The organism is Streptomyces huiliensis, from assembly GCF_020037025.1.
Lineage (GTDB): Bacteria > Actinomycetota > Actinomycetes > Streptomycetales > Streptomycetaceae > Streptomyces > Streptomyces huiliensis.
The window spans coordinates 1-17,237 of record NZ_JAIQLH010000205.1; the positions used below are offsets into that span (position 1 = coordinate 1).

Genomic DNA, 17,237 nt, shown 5'->3' on the forward strand with positions numbered 1-17,237 from the left:
ACAACCCAATACAGGCCCTAGCGCAAGGAAAGTGGTTTCCTTGAGGAAAGCGCTGATCCGGCACGTGAGACCGGACGGAGTGGGCCTGCGGCCGGACGAAACCCGGCAGCGGCCGGCCCCGGCCACCGTCCGCGCGCCCCCGCCCCGTTCCCCTCACCACCGCCCACACCGCCCGCCGTCTCCAGGAGCCGCTCCCGTGCCCCGTCACCGCACCCCCGACACCGCCCGCCGCCTCAGCGAGGCCGTGGTCGCCTGCCCGGTCAGCCCGGTCGGCGACATCATCTTCAGCCGCTGGACCACTCCCATCCTGTGGACCCTCGGCCACCACGGCACCCTGCGCTTCAACGCCCTGCAACGCCTGATCCCCGAGATCACCCCGAAGATCCTCACCAGCCGGCTCCGGCAGCTCGAACGGGACGGCCTCATCACCCGCACGTACCATCCCGACATCCCCCCGCGCGTCGAGTACGCCCTCAGCGACCTCGGGCGCACCCTCACTCCCGTCTTCCGGACCCTCACCGCCTGGGGCGAGGACCATCTCGACCGCGTCGAGGACGCCCGCCGCGCCTACGACGCCGCACGCGCCGAGGAAGAAGCCTGGGCCGAAGGATGAGCGGCAGGGGAAGCGACGGGAGGGAGGGAGGGAGGGAGGGAGGGAGGGAGGGAGCGCCGAGGGCGCGCGCCGGGAGACCCGCTTTCGCAGGGGAAACCACTATCCGCAGGCTACTAGCGTGGTGATACCGCCCCTCGCCGAAGCCGACGGCTCCCGCACCGGCAAGCGCCTCGGCATCGCCGAGCTCTGGCTCGCCCCCGGGTTCTCCGGTCCGCCGCAGCACCTGCACCGCAAGCACGAGGAGACCTTCTTCGTCCTCTCCGGGACCGTCGACTTCACCTCCGGCCACGACACCCACCGTGTCGGGCCCGGGCAGTTGGTCACCGCCCCCATCGGCACCCCCCCCACACCTTCAATAACCCCGATGACGACCAGGACGCCCGCATCCTGTTCACCTCCACCCCCGACCTGTACATCGAGTACTTCCGCGACCTGCAGCGCCTCAAGCCCGGACCCGACGGGCTCAACCCCGCCGACATCGCCGAAGTGATGAAGAAGTACGCCACCGAAACCTGGCAGCCCTGATCCCGAGTCAGGGCAGACCGGCCCGAGCAAAGGCCGGCGGGCACGGCCTCGCACGGTAGGTGGTCGCGGTAGGGGTGAGACTTGGCGGCTGCCTCGGCGAAGGCGTCGCGGTTGAGGAACCCTTGATGTACGCCGCACCATGGAGACGTGTCGATCAAGGAGTACCAGCAAAGGATGCGAGAGCGTTACCTCGCCGCCCCCGTCATGGCCGCCCCGGACCCCTGGCGGCAGGTTTCCGGCCCCAGAATTCCCATTGGGGGCCTGCTCGGTATCGGTTTCGGCGTCAATCCCGATGATGGGAACGATCTGGTCATGGTCGTCTCCACCAACGGCCACGGGCTTTTCGACGCGGTCACCGGTGAGAAGATCGCCCGTGACCGGGATCCCGATCCGGAGACCGGCACCCCCGACGGCCACCCGGATCTCATGTGTCCCGGCCTCGGCCCGCTCACGGGCACTCAGGTCCGCATCGCGGGCCTCTTCGGCGGTGGTCTCCACACCACGACGGCCGAAGGCGGCTGGTCGGTGAGCGTCGTCAGTCCCGAGTGGCCTCACCACCGCGTCGTCCTTTCCGCCGACGGCGGGATCAACCAAGGTCCCGCGGGAGACAGGTGGTGGCACGTTCTGCACAGTGACTACTCGGAACTGCGCGCCGCCGGGTTCTCCCCTTCCGGCTCCACCCTGGCCGTCGCCACCAGCAGTGACCTGGCCCTGTGGACCCGTCGGCGAGTGCACGAGGAGGCCTGAGCGGGGCACGAAGAACTCGTGCCCCGCTCAGGCCTCCTACGCGGCGAAGCCGACGTTGGTGACGTACTCGTACTGGCCCCACTGCGAGCCCAGGTCCGGGAGGACGTCGGTGGTCCAGGCATCGTCCAGACCCTGGTAGTCACCGGCCGCCCAGGAGGCGACGATGCGGTCCCAGCGGCGTACGTTCATCGTCCGGTACTCCACCACCCGCTGGAGCGGGCGGGGGACCTGGGACTGGTTGAGGGGATGGATCTCCACCCGGGTCCCGCGGCCCTCGCGGTTGAGGCGCTTGAGGAGGTGACGGGCGACGTTCTGCCGGCGCACCGTCCAGTACGCCGCGTCAAGGCGCTCAAGGTTGGCCTTCGACGGCCGGCGTCTGCCATCCAGCCATGCCTTCAGCGTCCGGTCGGTGACCGTCAGCCCGGCCTCCTTGGCGGCCTGACGGCTCTTGGCCGACCTCGTCAGGTAGTGCAGACGCGCTATCCAGCCGCGCCTGGCGGTCACCGGGGTCGCGATGCCGCCCGCCAGCTCGTCGAGCTTGCGGGCGACGGCGTCGCTGCCCTTGATGCCCCGGGCGCCGAACTTCCCGAAGTCGATGTTCCTCTGCGGCATTACTCCTCCCCTTCTCCTTCCGTTCCGGCGATGTAGACGTCCTTGACCTTGACTTCGGTAACACCGCGGCCTTCAGGGAAGACACGGCGCCAATCGCCGATGACGTGGAGTTCGTCGGTGCCCATGGCGCGGACGACCGTCAGGCCCTCGTCGTGGGCCTTGAGGGCTTTGAGCCACAGGTTGGAGAACGCCTGGGAGCGGATGATGTGCATCCAGTCCGGGCGGTAGAGCTCCCGGTTGTAGTTCGACTCCCCCATCGTCGAGACGAACTTCGAGTACATCGCCTTCACGTACTCCAGCGTCACCTCGTCGTCCTCGGCGATCGCGGTGTCCCGGGCGTCCTTCAAGGCGATGCGGAACTTCTCCAGCAGGTTCTCCGTCGCGCCGGAGGTGTACGACTCGTGGACCTCCGGCGGCGCGCACAGCGCGTGTTTCGGGCCGGACAGGCGCAGCAGGAGGCGCAGGGTCGGCTCGGTCACCCACAGCGGACCCGGTTCGTCCCGCTGGCCGATCGGGTTGGGCAGCACGTCCTCGTGCTCCCACTCGGGTGGGGTGATCAGGTGGACGCCGGCGCGGCGGCGGTCGTGGGGCAGGCCGGCGGAGTGTTCGAGTTGCCCGAGGGGGAGGTGGGTTTTGAGGGCGGAGAGGTAGGCCCCGTTGATGTCGAGCGCCGTCACCTCGTGTTTCCCGGGCGGCAGCGCGTGGCGGGTCCATTTCGGGCGCGCCTCCCAGATCTGGTCCGCGCCGCGGGAGGTCTGCTTCTTGAGGATGTCGGGGATCCAGGGGTGGGCGACGATGTCGTAACGGGCGCCCTTGCGGGTCTCGTCCAGCAGGCGCATCGCGTCCGGGATCGCCCGCTTCAGCAGCGCGGCCGTCGCCGCCTCGACGTCACCATGGTGCTCGGTGAGCGCGGCCCGCACCGCCTGGCCGATCAGATCGACCGGTCCGGACGGCTCCTGGAACGCGCGCCGGGCCGGGCCCTTGGAACGCTCGGAGGGACGCGTCGCCGTACGCGGCGCGCGCGGCGACGGCTTCCCGGCCGGAGCGATCTCAGGCCGGGAAGCCGGAGCGATCTCAGGCCGGGCGGGCGGCGCGATCTCAGGCCGGGCGGGCGGCGCCGTGGACTTGTCGGGCACGGACGCAGTGGCCTGGCAGTCGGCCGGATCCAGGTGCTGGGCGAATCCCGCCACCCGCGTCCCGGCCGGATGCCCGCACAGCACACACGGCTCCGGCGCGGCGAGGGTCTCCACCTCATCACCGTCACCGTCACCGCCACCGCCTTCTTCAGGCGCCGTGCGGAGCGGAAGGGCGTCGGTCGCGGCAGGGGCCTGTGCCACAGCCTGTGCCACGGCCTGCGACTCGGCGGTGGACGGCGTCGCCGGGGTGGCGTCGGCGGCGAACCTGGCGGCCAGCCCGTCCAGGAGGTAGGCGTACTTGGTCCGGGTCTCCCCGGCCGGGTCGCGGCCGCCCTCCCAGGCGGTGACCGTGGACGGGCTCACTCCCAGCGCCCGAGCCACCTGTGCCTTGGACAGCCGGGCCCGCTCCCGTAGTTCGCGGCGGACGTGGGGAGGGGGGAGCTCGGCTTCCGGGCCGACGGCGGCGAGCAGCGAGTCGATCGCGTCGAAGTCGCTCACCGGCCCGCTCCCTCTCGGATGTCTCGGATGCATCGGATGTAGGTGACGGGGTTGCGGGACAAGTGCGGGCTCGGGGTGGGCCGGCCGACGCGCGGGTCACCGAGCAGGAGGGTGCCTTCGAGGGCGTAGCGGTCGCCGTGCTTGGAGATCCCGGTGATCGTCGCGACCGCGAGGACCGTGCCCTCGAGGTTGATGATCTGCACCTCGTCCTGGGAGAGAGCCCTGTCGGCGTTGAACTTCCAGATGCCGCGGCCGGCCTGCCAGGCCTCGTCCTCGCTCATGCCGGGCCGCCAGCCCAGGGTGGCGCGCCCCAGGCAGTCGTCCGGGTCCGCGGCGCGTTCGGCACCGATCTGGATCTGCAGCACCGGCCACCTTCCCATGCGGAAACTGTCTAACTTGTTGCGATGTTATCCATAACTTGCACAGGAAAGACTGCCGCCACCCGGGCAGGCGTGTTGCACGTTGAGGAATCAGGAAACCCCCCACGAGCGCAGGCCGCGGTCGGCAGGATGAGCGCATGGAGCACAGGGAGATGAAGCCGGACTGCGTGCGGCCGATCAAGGTCAGGTATCCGGAGGATCCGGTGGAGGCGGTCGTGGAGGCCGACGCGCTGGACGCCGCGCTGCACGTGGACGCGGTGCTGGTGCGGGGGCCGTTGTTCGGGGTCGTCGCACAGGACGTCGGCGAGGCACCACGGTGGCGGGTCGTGATCCCGGTACAGGACGGCTGTCCGCAACTGTCCCGGGACGGCCTCAACTCCTTGTTGTGGTTCAGGGCGAAGGACGAGGCGAAGGACGCGGCGGAGCGGCGAGCCCTGCTGGCGGCGGTGACCCGGCTGGAGAACGAGCGCGTCGACGAGCTCACCGTGCTCGGGACCCGCTACCGGGTGGTGCGTGCCGAGGAGTACACGGGGTTGGGGCGGGACGGCATCGAACAGCCCCGGCCGACCGACCCCGAGCCGGCCGTCCCCAACTGGGACCGCGGGGCCCGGGACGCACGGGTCGACGACGGCCTGGTCCTGGACCCCGAAGCGCCGGTCACCCCCGCCCAGGCCGCGGAACGACTGGCGCTGCGCGGTCTGGACTACACCGGTGAGCGCTTCCCCAAGGACGTACGCAAGGACTCGCGAAAGGCGCTGACGACCCACCCGGACGTCATGCTGCTGCCTCCGGTGTTCAGAATCGTGGAAAGGGACGGCCAGGGGTGGAAGGTCGGCGGCGGTCCGCACGCCAGTGCCCATGACGCCCGCAAGTCGCTGGACTTCGCCCTGACCTGGTTCGAACCCCGCCGACGGGGCCTGATCCCCTGGGGTGCCGACGACAGGGAGGTCGACGCCCGCTCGGTGGCCGCGCAAGGCACCGACCCCGCGGCCGAAGAGCTGGCCGAGTACGCGCAGGCCGCCGACCGACTACGGTCGGAGCAGCGCGTCAACCAGCTCGAGGCCGGAGGCACCGTCTACCGCATCTGCCGCGCCCGCCGGCTCCTGCGCTGGGGCCCCGACGGCCCCGAAGGACCCCGCCCGTCCGACGCCGAAAGCCAGCCTCCCGCGCAGATTCACCCACTCCTCGACGAGGACGGCAACGTCCACTACGACCACGAGGTCGACGAAGACTGAGCTCGGTGCCTCCTTCCCTCCGGACAAATCCGGAGGGAAGGAGGCAGCAATGTGCCCCTCGCTCGCGCGAGGCCCGACGGGCGGGATCAGACAGCACCCCCAGCTGATGGCCAGGCCGTACGAGCCGGCTGCCGCCCCTCCGGTCGCCGTACCGAGGTCCGGGAGCGGCGACGTATCCACCCATCACTCCACACCGCCGTCCGGACCGTCCGGAACGTCCGGAACGGCTGACCGAAGCTCTCCCGAGCCGCGGGATCGAAGGCGGCTCAGTGACCGCCGCGCGGCTCGAAGCAGCCGGTCTCCATGAACCGGCCGTTGACCTTGACCTCGTAGTTCGTCGACTGCACAAACGCCGTCACACAGGCGTCATGGCGGACGTTGAGGGCGACGCTCGAGCCCGGATTGCCGGCGGGGTCGTGGGCCTGTACGAAGAGTGTTCCGCGCCCCTGATCGCTGTCCGGGCCCTCGTTTCGGTAGCCGAGCTTGAGCAGATCCTCGCGCACACGCTCGGCATTCCATGCCTTCGCCTTCCAGAGTCGTTTGAGGACCGGTTCGATGCGGGCGGCTTCCGCTCGGGCGGCTTGCTCGCCGGCGGGGGACATGTCCTTGGCGAACTTGAAGCCGTTGTTCTCCCGGTAGTGCGGAGCTCCGTCGTGCGAGTCGGGCTCCACATTGCCCCGTGCGGGACCGGCGGTGGAGCTCGTGGGTGAGGGGGAGGCCGAGCCGTCGAGACGCGTCGCGGGGCCGTTCGCGTTTGGACCGGCGCGCTCTTGTCCGCAGGCTGTCAGGGTCAGAGCGGCCCCCAGGAGGAGTGCGGCAGCAAGGCAAGGAGGTCTGGACATCTGCATGAGGCGACTCTGTCACGGCACCACGGTGGCCTCGCTTGCGGAGCCGGAACTGCATCAGGTCCAGAGCCGGGCAGCCGTGCTGCCGCGGGGACGAACGGCCGGCCTACTCGTTGTGCAGCACCTTCGCGATCGTGAGCCGCGCCGCCGAGCGGGCCGGGGGCAGGGCACCGAGGACGGCGATCGCGACCCCCGCCAGGACCAGCAGGACCAGCTGCGGCGCGTGCCAGACGTCCTTCATGGACTCCGGGAACGCGACCTGTCCGACGTGGTCCACGAGCAGCCGGTGCGTGGCGATGCCGAGGGGCACCCCCAGCAGTCCGCCGGCCGCGCCCGACGCCGCCACGGACGTCACGGTCATCATCACGACCTGGCGCGGCGTCATGCCGATCGACTTGAGCATGCCCAGGTCGCGGCGGCGTTCGCGGGTGTTCAGCAGGACCGTGTTGAAGACGCCCAGGGCCGCGACGACGGTCAGCAGGACGGTGAACGCCGTCGAGACGCTGATGACGGTCGTGGCTGTGGTGTTCGGCGAGGCGCCGGGCATCAGGTAGAGGCCCGGGTCGGACGCCGTGACCGCTCGGGCGTACGCCTCGGCGTCGGCTCCGTCGGCGAGTTCGACCGTGTAGAGGATGGCCGGCAGGTCCGGGGCGAGCTCGGCCAGGGTCTCCCAGGTGGACTCCACGGCGTCGGCGTGGCCTTCGATGAGTTCTCCGACGACGGTGACGCGGGCCTGCCTGCCGTTCAGGTACAGGGTGATCTCGTCGCCGACCGCGAGCCCGCGCTGCTTCAGGAACGTCGGCGCGGCCGCGGCCTCTCCCGGGCCGTGCGGCCAGTGCCCCTTGACGACCTCGGAGTCGTACATCCGGGTGTCCCCGCGGTGGAAGTTCGCGGCGGCGGCCTGCGCGTACCCGGACAGGCGCACCTTGGAGATGGCCCGGGCGGTCACCAGGTCCGCTCCGGGAAGGGACCGCAGCCGTGCCTCGACCTGGCGGTCGCTCAGTCGCGGCGCCTTCTGGCCGAGCCCTGGCCTGCCCGCCTCCACGTTCACCCAGGCGGATCCGTTGTTCTGGCCGTGTTTCCCGAACGCGACCATGGTGCCGGTCAGACCGGTCGTCAGGGTCACGACGGTGACGCCGAGGACGATGGCGGCCAGCGTCATGACGGTGCGCCCCGGGCGGGCGAACGGCTGGCTCAGGCCCAGGCTCACGGCCCGCGGCAGCCGGGTGCCGCCGAGCGCCCGCTGGATGCGCAGCCCGCGCCCGGCCCGCGGGGCGTTGCCCGCGCTGATCGCCCGGGCCGCGGAGAGCCGGTGCGCCCGGAGTGCGGGGACCAGTGCGGCGAGGAGGACGAGGGCGGGCACGCCCAGCAGGCAGACGGCGTACACCCAGAGGCCGACGCCCATGGAGGCGTTGCCGGTCTCGATGCCGCTGAAGGCGTCCCGCAGGATGGGCTGCGACAGCGCGTCGCCGGTCAGGGTGCCGACGACGCAGCCGGCGGCCGTGGGTACGGAGATCATCGCGAGGTAGACCGCGAGCACTTGGTTCGGTGTGAAGCCCAGCGCCTTGAGCACCCCGATGTGCCGGTACCCGGCTCGCCCCCGCGCAGAACGGCGACGACGAGCCCTACGGTGCGGACCTGTCCCCCCAGCCGAGCCTGAGCAGACTCAGCCCGCTGATCGACCGGTTCGCCTTCGCCGGGCTGCCCGTGGACGTACGCGTCTCCGGGGAACCCCGCCCACTGCCGGGCGGCATCGACGTCACCGCCTACCGGATCGTCCAGGAGGCGCTGACGAACGCCCTCAAGCACGGGAACACGACGAAGGCCGAGGTGACCGTGCGGTACGCGGACCACTCCCTGCGGGTCGAGGTCCTGAACAGCGGGCCGAGCGTCCTGACCTCCGACGGCTCCGCGCCTCCGGGCGGCCCGGCGGGCGCCCGGGCGTCCGTCCCGGCGGACGGAGCCGGACGCGGGTTGCTCGGGCTGCGGGAACGGGTCGCCGTCTACGGCGGCGACCTGGACGCCCGCCGCCGCCTCGGCGGCGGCTACCGTGTCCGCGCCCGCATTCCCCTGGACCGGCCATGACGACCACGACACCCGCCGAACCCGCCCCCCGTGTCGTCGTCGCCGACGACCAGGAACTCGTCCGCACCGGCTTCCGGCTGATCCTGACCGCCCGCGGGATCGACGTGGTGGGCGAGGCGGCCGACGGGGCGGAGGCGGTGGCGGCGGTACGCGAGCAGCGGCCCGACGTCGTGCTGATGGATATCCGCATGCCCGCCATGGACGGTCTGGAGGCGGCCCGCCGCGTCCTCGCCCAGGTCCCGGACTGCCGGGTGATCATGCTGACCACCTTCGACCTCGACCACTACGTCTACGCCGCCCTCGCCGCCGGTGCCAGCGGCTTCCTCCTCAAGGACGTCACTCCCGAACACCTCGCCTCCGCCGTGCGTCTGGTCAGGACCGGCGACGCACTGCTCGCGCCCTCGATCACCCGCCGCTTGGTGGAGCGTTTCGCGGGAAGCGGGCATCAGGGGCGTGCCGGAGGCGAACCACGACACAGTGCCGCCGTCACCCCCAGATCACCCGGGTCCCCCACCGTCCACCGCGACCTGGCCCCCCTGACGCAGCGGGAGCGCGAGGTGCTGACGCTCATGGGCCGAGGTCTGTCCAACAGCGAACTCGCGCGGACACTGACGCTCAGTGAGGCGACGGTGAAGACCCATGTGGCCCGGATCTTCGCCAAACTCGGCCTGCGCGACCGAGCCCAGGCCGTCGTCCTCGCCTACGAGACAGGGCTTGTCTCTCCGGGCGGTTCCGCCGGAACCGTTCGGTAGCGGCGGGGGGGGAACGGGCCGCCGGCTCTCACGAGCCCGGAACGTCGGCAGCCGGTGGGTGGTGGAGGGCGGTGAGGCCGCGGTAGAGGCGGGCGGCGGTGGTGATGGTGTCCAGGTCCTCGCGGGTGGCTGTGCGGATCACGGTTGCCGTGGGGCCGGCGACCACCGAGTGGGCGGGGATGTGGCGGTTCTGGGGGACGATGGTGCCGGCGGCGAGGAGGCAACCGGGGCCGATGCGGGTGCCGTCGAGGACGACGGCGCCCATGCCGATCAGGACGTCGTCGGCCACCTGGCAGCCGTGCAGGGTGGCGTTGTGGCCGATGGTGACGCGGGCGCCGATCGTCACGGGGAAGCCGGGGTCCGCGTGGAGCACGGCGCCGTCCTGGACGTTGGTCTCCTCGCCGATGTCGATGGCGTCGAAGTCGGCGCGCAGGACGGCGTGGTACCAGACGCTCGCCCGGGCCGCCAGGCTCACCGCGCCCAGCAGCGCGGCCGTGGGGGCGAGGAAGGCGGTGGGGTCGATCCGGGGGGCCCGTCCGGCCACGCCGCGTACGAGGGGGTGCCCGCTCGTCCCGTCCGGTCGTTCCACGCGGCTCCCTTTCCGTTTCCTTGTGACGTACGTCCCGTCCGTGCCGCTAACGGCCTGTCAGGGTCGGAAGTTATTCCTGGCGTCCCCCACATGAGGGATCTGTCGCGCGTGTACTTCCTCTCTCCGTCGATTTCGGGCATCTCACTGGGTTGATGATGGTTCGCCGCCCCGAGGAGACCTTCATGCTGCCCACTTCCACGAACTCCGACGCCATCGCCATCGTGGGCGTGTCCTGTCGGCTGCCCGCCGGCATCGAGAGTCCGGACGGCCTGTGGTCCGCCCTCGTCGAGGGGCGTGAGCTGATCGGCGACGTACCACCCGACCGGTTCGACGCGGGCCGCTGGCTGGATCCCGAGCCGCGGCGTCCGGGCAAGACGTACGTCGCCCGAGGCGGTTTCCTCGCCGACGTGCAGGGGTTCGACGCGGAGTTCTTCGGCATGTCGCCCCGCGAGGCCGCGCGCCTGGACCCGCTGCAGCGCATGCTCCTGGAGATGGCCGTGGAGGCCGTCGACGACGCCGGCTGCCCCGCCGCCTCGCTCGCCGGTTCCGACACCGCCGTGTACGTGGGCGCTTCCAGTCAGGCGTTCGCGCATCTCCAGGGGCTCGACCCGGCCACGGTCGACGCCTACACCATGTCCGGAGGCGCCACGGCCAACACCGCCAACCGCCTCTCCTACGTCCTGGGCCTGCGCGGGCCGAGCGTCGCCGTGGACACCGCCTGCTCCTCGTCGCTGGTGGCCCTGCACCACGCCTGCGAGGCGCTGCGCCACGGCCGGTCGGGCATGGCGCTTGCGGGCGGGGCGCACGTGCTGCTCAGCCCGACGGAGTTCGTCGGGTTCGCGCGGGCGTCGATGCTCTCCCCCACCGGGCGGTGCCGGCCGTTCTCCGCCGAGGCGGACGGTTACGTGCGCTCCGAGGGCGGCGGTCTCGTCGTGCTCAAGCCGCTGGCCCGCGCGCTGGAGGACGGCGACCGGGTGTGGGGCGTCATCCTGGGCAGCGGCGTCAACACCGACGGGCGCACCCCGAGTCTGACCCAGCCCGCGGCCGACGCGCAGGAGGCGCTGCTGCGGGAGGTGTACGCGGCCTCGGGGGTGCACCCCGACGAGGTCGCCTACGTGGAGATGCACGGGACCGGTACCCCCGTGGGGGATCCCGCCGAGTGCCTGGCGGTGGGACGGGCCCTGGGGGTCGGGCGCTCGTCGGACGGTCCGCTGCCGGTGGGCTCGGTCAAGAGCCAGCTGGGGCACCTGGAGCCCGCTTCGGGTATGGCGGGCCTGCTCAAGGCGCTGTTGATGCTGCGTCACCGGCGCGTTCCGGCGAGCCTGCACGCCCTGCCCCTCAATCCCGCCATCGACTTCGCCGGTCTGCGCCTGGCCCCGGCCACGGAGCCGGCGCCGCTGCGGGTTCCGTCCGGCGGGCGGGCCGTCATCGGGGTCAACTCCTTCGGTTTCGGGGGCGCCAATGCCCATGTCGCCCTCGCGGAACCGCCGGCGCCGGTGCCGGCACCGGCGCGTGGCCGGGACGATGCCGCGTGCCTGCCGGTCCTGGTGTCCGCCCGGACGCCGGCCGCGGTCGGCGAGGCGGCCCGGCGCATGGCCGAGCGGCTGCGGCGGTGTCCGGACGGAGAGTTCCGCGACCTGGCGCACACCTCCTTCCTGCGGCGCGGGCGGCACGAGCACCGTGCCGTGGTGCTGGCCGGCGGGCCCGAGGAGGCCGCCGGGCGGTTCGAAGCCCTCGCGCGGGGAGAGCGGGAGGTCGCCGGTGCGCTGAGTGAGGGGGCCGAGGGGGCCGACGTCGCCCTGGCCTTCTCCGGCAACGGCGCCCAGTGGGCGGGCATGGGCCGGGGCCTGCTGCGGGAGGAGCCGGTGTTCCGGGCCGGTGTCGCGGACGCCGACGAGGCGCTGCGTCCGCACCTCGGCTGGTCCGTGCTGGAGGAACTGGCCGCGGAGGCCGGGAGCGGCCGCCCGGACACCACCGACGTCGCCCAGCCGCTGCTGTTCGCGGTGCAGGTGGGCCTGGTGTCCGTCCTGCGCGCCCACGGCATCCGGCCGGCGGGGGTGGTGGGGCACAGCGCGGGCGAGATGGCCGCGGCCTGGGCGTGCGGGGCCCTCGACCTGGACGCCGCGGCCCGCGTCGTCGTCGCGCGCTCGCGGGCCCAGGCGTCCACGGCGGGTGACTGGGCCATGGCCGCCGTCGGCGCGGACGCCGAGCGGGCCGCGGCGTGGCTGGCGCCCTACGGCGGCCGCCTGGAGATCGCCGGGATCAACAGCGCGCGGGACGTGACGGTCAGCGGCGAGCGGGCCGCCATGGCCGACCTCGGGGAGCGCCTCGGGCGGGAGGGGGTCTTCTTCCGGGACCTGGGCCTCGACTACGCCTTCCACAGCCGCGTCATGGACCCGCTGCGGGACGGCCTGCTCGACGCCCTCGCCGGGCTGAAGCCGGGCCGGGCGCGGCTGCGGTACGCCTCCGCCACCACCGGCACACTGCTGGACGGCACCGAGCTGGACGCCGGCTACTGGTGGCGCAACCTGCGGCAGCCGGTGCTGTTCGGGGCCGCGGCGGCGCGGCTTCGTGAGGCGGGCTGTTCGGTCTTCGTCGAGGTCGGCCCGCATCCGGTGCTCTCCCGCTACCTGGGCCTCGTCGCCGGCGGAGAGCCGGGGGCGTCGTCCCGGAGCATCGTGGTGCCGATGATGCGGCGGAACGCGCCGGGGCCGTCCGGTGTCCGCGCCGGTGTGGCCCGTCTGCTGGCCGCGGGCGTCCGTTCCGACCCCGGCGTGTTCTTCCCCGACGGGGGCCGCGTGGTGGACCTGCCGGCCTACCCCTGGCAGCGCGAGCGGCACTGGAACGGCCACCCCGGGCTGTGGCAGCCGGGCTGCGGCGACGGAACCCTCGACCACCCGCTGCTCGGTGAGCGCGCGGCCGTCGCCGAGCCGACGTGGCACGGCCCCTTCGAACCGGCCCGGTTGCCCTGGGCGGCCGACCACCGGGTCGGGGACGCCGTCGTGATGCCGGCCGCGGGGCTGACCGAGATGGTCCTCGCCGCGGGACGGCGCGCGTACGGGGGAACCGTCGAGATCACCAACCTGGGCATCCACCAGGCGCTGCTCCTGCCCTCCGCGCCCGACGAGGGCGGCCCGGAGATCCAGACGTCGCTGGCGCGCGAGGACGGCGTCGTGACGGTGTCGTCCCGTACGAGCGCCCGTACGGGCCCCGGCACGGGAGGTGAGGACGCGTGGAAGCAGCACGCGCGAGGCCGCGTCAGGCGGCTGTACGCGCCGCTGCCGGGTGTCCTGGACGTGGACGGCATCGCCCGCGCGCTGCCCGGGAGCAAGCCTCCCGAGGAGCACTACGCGGGCGCCGAGCGCCGCGGCCTGCGCTACGGCCCCGCCTTCCGGGTCCTCGACGAGCTGCGTTTCGACGACGACCGGGTGCTGGCCCGGTACGCCGCCCGCGTCGACACCTCCGGTTACGAGGCGCATCCCACGCTCCTGGACGGGGCGTTGCAGGCGGTGGCGCCGGTCGTCGAGGAGCGCATGCCCGGGGCCCGGTACCTGCCGGTGGCCGTCGACCGGATCCGCTCCTGGCGCCGTATGCCCTCGGCCGGCCACGTCCTCGTGCGGGTGCGCCGCGTCTCCGCGCGCGAGATCGTGTGCGACGCCACCGTCATCGCCCTCGGCGGACTGGTCTGCCTCACCCTGGAGGGCTGCCGGCTGCGCCGGTTCGACGAGGGCGGGCTCGCCCCGGCGCCCCGTGCCGTCACGGTGCTGCGGGCGGCGCCGCGCCCCGGGCGGACGGGCCCGGCGGGTGCGGACGTGCCGGAACCGGCGGAGATCGCGCGCGCGGGCGCGGACGAACTGCGGCGGGCGGTACGGATGTGGGAGAGCGCCGACGGCCCGTCGGCCACCGCGGTGGTCCGGGAGCTGACGGCGCACTTCACCGCGCGGTCCGTGCGCGACCTGCTGGCCGGTGGCGGGTCTTCCGAGCGCTCGTTCACGGTCGCGGACCTCGTCCGGGCCGGCATGCCGGAGCAGTACGCCGGGTTGTTCGACGTCCTGCTGCCCAACGCGCAGGCGCACGGTCTAGCGGAACCGGAAGCGGGGCCGGAGAGGGGATCGGAGGCCCACCGGTGGCGTCTGGTCGGGGCGGCCCGGCCGGAGGAGCGCTTCCGGGCCCTGACCGCCGCGCACCCCCGGCTCGTCACGGAACTGGCGCTTTACGGCCGGGCCGGCAAGCTGCTGACGGCCACCCTGCGCGGTGACCACGACCCGGTGGAGCGGGTCTTCTCCGAAGCCGACCGGCACCTGCTGGAGGACCTCTACACCGACGGCGCCACGCTGGCGTTCCACCACCGCGCGGCCCGTGCCGCCGTCCGCGCGCTGGTGCGCCGGTGGCCCGCCGACCGGCCGCTGCGGATCCTTGAGGCCGGCGCCGGCACCGGGGGCACGACGGCCTGGCTGCTGCCGGAACTTCCGCCGGAGCGCACGCGCTACACCTACACCGACGTGTCGGCGTCCTTCTTCCCCCGGGCCCAACACCGTTTCGCCGCCTACGACTTCGTCCGGTACCGCACCCTCGACCTCGACCGCGACCCGCTGGAGCAGGGGTTCGCGGAGGACGACCACGACCTGGTGGTGGTGGGCAACGCCCTGCACGCCGCCGGGGACGTCCGGTCCGCGCTGGCGCACGTCCGGCGGCTGCTGGCCGACGACGGCCTGCTGCTGACGGTGGAGATGCACCGGCAGGCCGACCTCGCCCTCATGTTCGGGTTCCTGCCCGGTTTCCGGAACCGACGGGACACCGGCCTGCGCCCGGACGGGCCGCTGCTGTCCGCGGACGCCTGGTCACGGCTGCTGGGCGAGGAGGGTTTCGAGGGGGTCGTCCGGACGGTCCCGGCGGACGGTCCCGACGCGGGCGAAGCCTCCACGTTCCTGGCCCGGCGCACGCCCCGTCCCGTACCGGCGGTACCCGCTCCCCCGGTGCCGGCCGGGCCGGAGCACGGCTGGATCGTCGTCGCCGAACCGGCGCGCCGGGCGCTCGCGGAGGCTCTGACGGCACGCCTGTCCCCGGACGGCGGCCCGCGCGCCCGCCTCGTCCCGCCGACGGGCGACGAGCGGCGGTGGGACGCCCTGCTCGCCGATCAGCCGCCGGTCACCGGCGTCGTGGTCGTGCTGGGCGAGGACGCGACGGCCGGCTCCGCGCACGGCGGAACGCCGGACGCCGAGCGGGCCCCGGACGTCGAACGAGCCCTGGACGCCGAACGGGCCCTGGACCACGCGGAGCTGCTCCGCGCCCTCGCCCTGGCCGCCCGGCGCCGTACGGAGGCCGACGGGGAGGCGCGGGTGGGGCTGTGGCTCGTCACACCGCCGACGGGGGCCCTGCCCGCCCCCGAGCGTCCGCTCGACCCCACCGCGGCCTGCGCCTGGGGCGTGGCCCGCACGCTCGGCAACGAGTACCCGGACCTGACGGTCCGCCGGGTGTCGCTGGACGCCGCCGACGGTGACGCCGAGGCGGACGCCGCCCGCCTGGCCGCCGAGCTGACCGACCCGGGCCCCGAGGACGAGATCGTGCTCACCCGGTCCGGCCGCTTCCTGCCCCGGGTGCGCGAGGAGCCGGACGCCGGCGTGCGGGCCCGCGACACCGCCTCGTACGCCCTGCGCCTGCGCGACCCGGGCCGCTTCTACCGGCTCGACTGGGCTCCGGCGGAGGCGCCGGCGCCCGGTCCGGACGACCTGCTGATCGCCGTCCGTGCCGCCGCCCTGAACTACAAGGACGTCCTGCAGGCCCTCGGCACGATGCCCGTCGAGGAGGAGCAGGAGGAGTCCGGTGGCCGGGGGTTCGCCACCGGCATGGAGTGCGCGGGTACGGTCGTCGCGGTGGGCTCCCGCGTCGCGGGCTTCGCGCCCGGCGACCGCGTGATGGCCTTCGGGCGGGGGACGCTGCGCTCCCACGTCGCCGTGCCCGCGGCCCTGGCCGCCCGGCTGCCCGACGGCATGGACCTGTGCCGGGCGGCCACGCTGCCGGTGGTGTTCCTCACCGTCCACCACGCACTGCACGAGCTGGCGCGTCTGGCGCCCGGGGAGACCGTGCTCGTCCACGGCGCCGCCGGGGGTGTGGGGCTGGCCGCCCTGCAGTACGCGGAGCGGGCGGGCGCGCGGGTCGTCGCCACGGCCGGTACCCCGGTGAAGCGGGACCTGTTGCGGCTGCTGGGCGTGCGACACGTCCTCGACTCCCGGTCCCCCGGGTTCGCCGAACGCGTCATGGAGGTGACGGGCGGCGAGGGCGTGGACGTCGTCCTCAACTCGCTGTCCGGTGAGGCGCTGGCCCGCGGGCTGGAGGTGCTGCGGCCGGGCGGGCGCTTCGTCGAGCTCGGCAAGCGCGACCTGTACGCGGACGGCAGGCTGCCGCTGCGGCCGTTCCTGAACGGCATCACGTTCAGCGCCGCGACCCTCGACACGCTGGCCAGGGCCCGGCCCGCGGCGCTGGCGGCGACGTTCGCGGAGGTGGCCGACCGGGTGCGGGACGGCGTCTACCGGCCCGTCCCGCACCACGTGTATCCCGCCCACCGGGTCGCGGACGCCTTCGAGGTGCTGCAGCACTCCCGGCACATCGGCAAGGTCGTCGTCTCGCTGGAGGAACCGCCGCCGGTGCGGGAGGAACCGCGGCCGTACGCGCCGGATCCGCACGGCACTTACCTGGTCACCGGGGGGCTCACCGGGTTCGGCGCGGCCACCGCGCGCCGGCTCGCCGACCGCGGCGCCCGCCACCTGGCCCTGGTCGGCCGGCGCGGCGGCGCGACCCCGGAGGCGCCGGCGCTCCTGGCGGACCTGCGGCGGCGGGGGGTGTCCGTCACGGTGCACGCGGCCGACGCGGCGGACCCGGCGGCCATGGCGGAGGTGCTGGCGGCCGTGGACGCGGCGGGGCCCCCGCTCCGCGGGATCCTGCACGCCGCCATGGTCGTCGACGACGCCCCGCTCGCCCGGCTGACCACCGAGCGGGTACGGCGGGTGCTCCTGCCCAAGGCGGGCGGCGCGGACGTCCTGCACCGCCTGACGCGTGACCGCGATCCGGACGTGTTCGTCCTGTACTCCTCCGTCTCGGCCCTGGTCGGCAACCAGAACCAGGCCGGGTACAACGCCGCCAACCTGTTCCTGGAGGCCCTGACGCGTGCCCGCCGGGCGGCCGGCCGGCCGGGGCTCGCGGTCGCCTGGGGCGCGATGGAG

At 73.5% G+C, this 17,237-nt stretch carries 13 protein-coding genes; 7 read left to right on the forward strand and 6 right to left on the reverse strand.

Translation table 11 applies throughout. From position 1 onward, the window contains the following. The first annotated feature begins 196 nt into the window (after positions 1-196). The 3 genes from JNW98_RS27650 to JNW98_RS27660 all read left to right on the forward strand — a co-directional run bounded on the left by JNW98_RS27650 (position 197) and on the right by JNW98_RS27660 (position 1,885). Complete coding sequence (locus JNW98_RS27650) at positions 197-613, forward strand: winged helix-turn-helix transcriptional regulator (RefSeq protein ID WP_223771034.1); 417 nt, start codon at positions 197-199, stop codon at positions 611-613. Positions 614-734: 121 nt separating this feature from the next. Continuing rightward, positions 735-1,103, forward strand: a complete 369-nt coding sequence (locus JNW98_RS27655; RefSeq protein WP_223771045.1) for a cupin domain-containing protein — start codon at positions 735-737, stop codon at positions 1,101-1,103. 209 nt (positions 1,104-1,312) lie between these two features. Beyond that, complete coding sequence (locus JNW98_RS27660) at positions 1,313-1,885, forward strand: hypothetical protein (protein ID WP_372459335.1); 573 nt, start codon at positions 1,313-1,315, stop codon at positions 1,883-1,885. A gap of 36 nt (positions 1,886-1,921) precedes the next feature. Here JNW98_RS27660 and JNW98_RS27665 read toward each other — a convergent pair whose 3' ends face one another. The 3 genes from JNW98_RS27665 to JNW98_RS27675 are packed head-to-tail and all read right to left on the reverse strand — an operon-like array spanning position 1,922 to position 4,511. Next, positions 1,922-2,497 carry a transcriptional regulator gene (locus tag JNW98_RS27665; protein ID WP_223771035.1) on the reverse strand — a complete coding sequence of 192 codons (576 nt, stop codon included), beginning with the start codon at positions 2,495-2,497 and terminating at the stop codon, positions 1,922-1,924. After that, positions 2,497-4,131 carry a helix-turn-helix domain-containing protein gene (locus JNW98_RS27670; protein ID WP_223771036.1) on the reverse strand — a complete coding sequence of 545 codons (1,635 nt, stop codon included), beginning with the start codon at positions 4,129-4,131 and terminating at the stop codon, positions 2,497-2,499. Before JNW98_RS27670 ends, JNW98_RS27665 begins: the two co-directional genes overlap by 1 nt. Then, entirely contained in the window at positions 4,128-4,511 is a 384-nt protein-coding gene (locus JNW98_RS27675; protein WP_223771037.1) for a hypothetical protein, read from the reverse strand. Before JNW98_RS27675 ends, JNW98_RS27670 begins: the two co-directional genes overlap by 4 nt. Positions 4,512-4,648: 137 nt before the next feature. Between JNW98_RS27675 and JNW98_RS27680 the strand changes: the two genes are divergently transcribed. Further along, on the forward strand, positions 4,649-5,746 hold the full coding sequence (locus JNW98_RS27680) for a DUF5954 family protein (RefSeq protein WP_223771038.1): 1,098 nt from the start codon (positions 4,649-4,651) through the stop codon (positions 5,744-5,746). 266 nt (positions 5,747-6,012) lie between these two features. On the opposite strand, the gene JNW98_RS27685 is transcribed toward JNW98_RS27680, so the two are convergent. Continuing rightward, the gene (locus JNW98_RS27685; protein ID WP_223771039.1) at positions 6,013-6,417 is read right to left on the reverse strand and encodes a hypothetical protein; all 405 of its coding nucleotides are present in this window, start codon (positions 6,415-6,417) and stop codon (positions 6,013-6,015) included. A 280-nt stretch (positions 6,418-6,697) separates the two neighbouring features. Then, a complete protein-coding gene (locus tag JNW98_RS27690) occupies positions 6,698-8,170 on the reverse strand; it encodes an ABC transporter permease (RefSeq protein WP_308015673.1) in 1,473 nt (490 codons plus the stop codon). Between the two features lie 128 nt (positions 8,171-8,298). On the opposite strand from JNW98_RS27690, the gene JNW98_RS27695 reads away from it, so the two are divergent. Both JNW98_RS27695 and JNW98_RS27700 read left to right on the forward strand, forming a co-directional pair. Next, a complete protein-coding gene (locus JNW98_RS27695; protein WP_223771041.1) occupies positions 8,299-8,676 on the forward strand; it encodes a sensor histidine kinase in 378 nt (125 codons plus the stop codon). Next, entirely contained in the window at positions 8,673-9,428 is a 756-nt protein-coding gene (locus JNW98_RS27700; RefSeq protein WP_223771042.1) for a response regulator, read from the forward strand. The genes JNW98_RS27695 and JNW98_RS27700 overlap by 4 nt, the downstream gene beginning before the upstream one ends. 28 nt (positions 9,429-9,456) lie before the next feature. Here JNW98_RS27700 and JNW98_RS27705 read toward each other — a convergent pair whose 3' ends face one another. Then, positions 9,457-10,017, reverse strand: a complete 561-nt coding sequence (locus JNW98_RS27705) for a gamma carbonic anhydrase family protein (protein ID WP_223771043.1) — start codon at positions 10,015-10,017, stop codon at positions 9,457-9,459. Positions 10,018-10,199: 182 nt separating this feature from the next. Here JNW98_RS27705 and JNW98_RS27710 point away from each other — a divergent pair. After that, the coding region (locus JNW98_RS27710; protein WP_223771044.1) for a type I polyketide synthase at positions 10,200-17,237 on the forward strand (7,038 nt) is incomplete at its 3' end.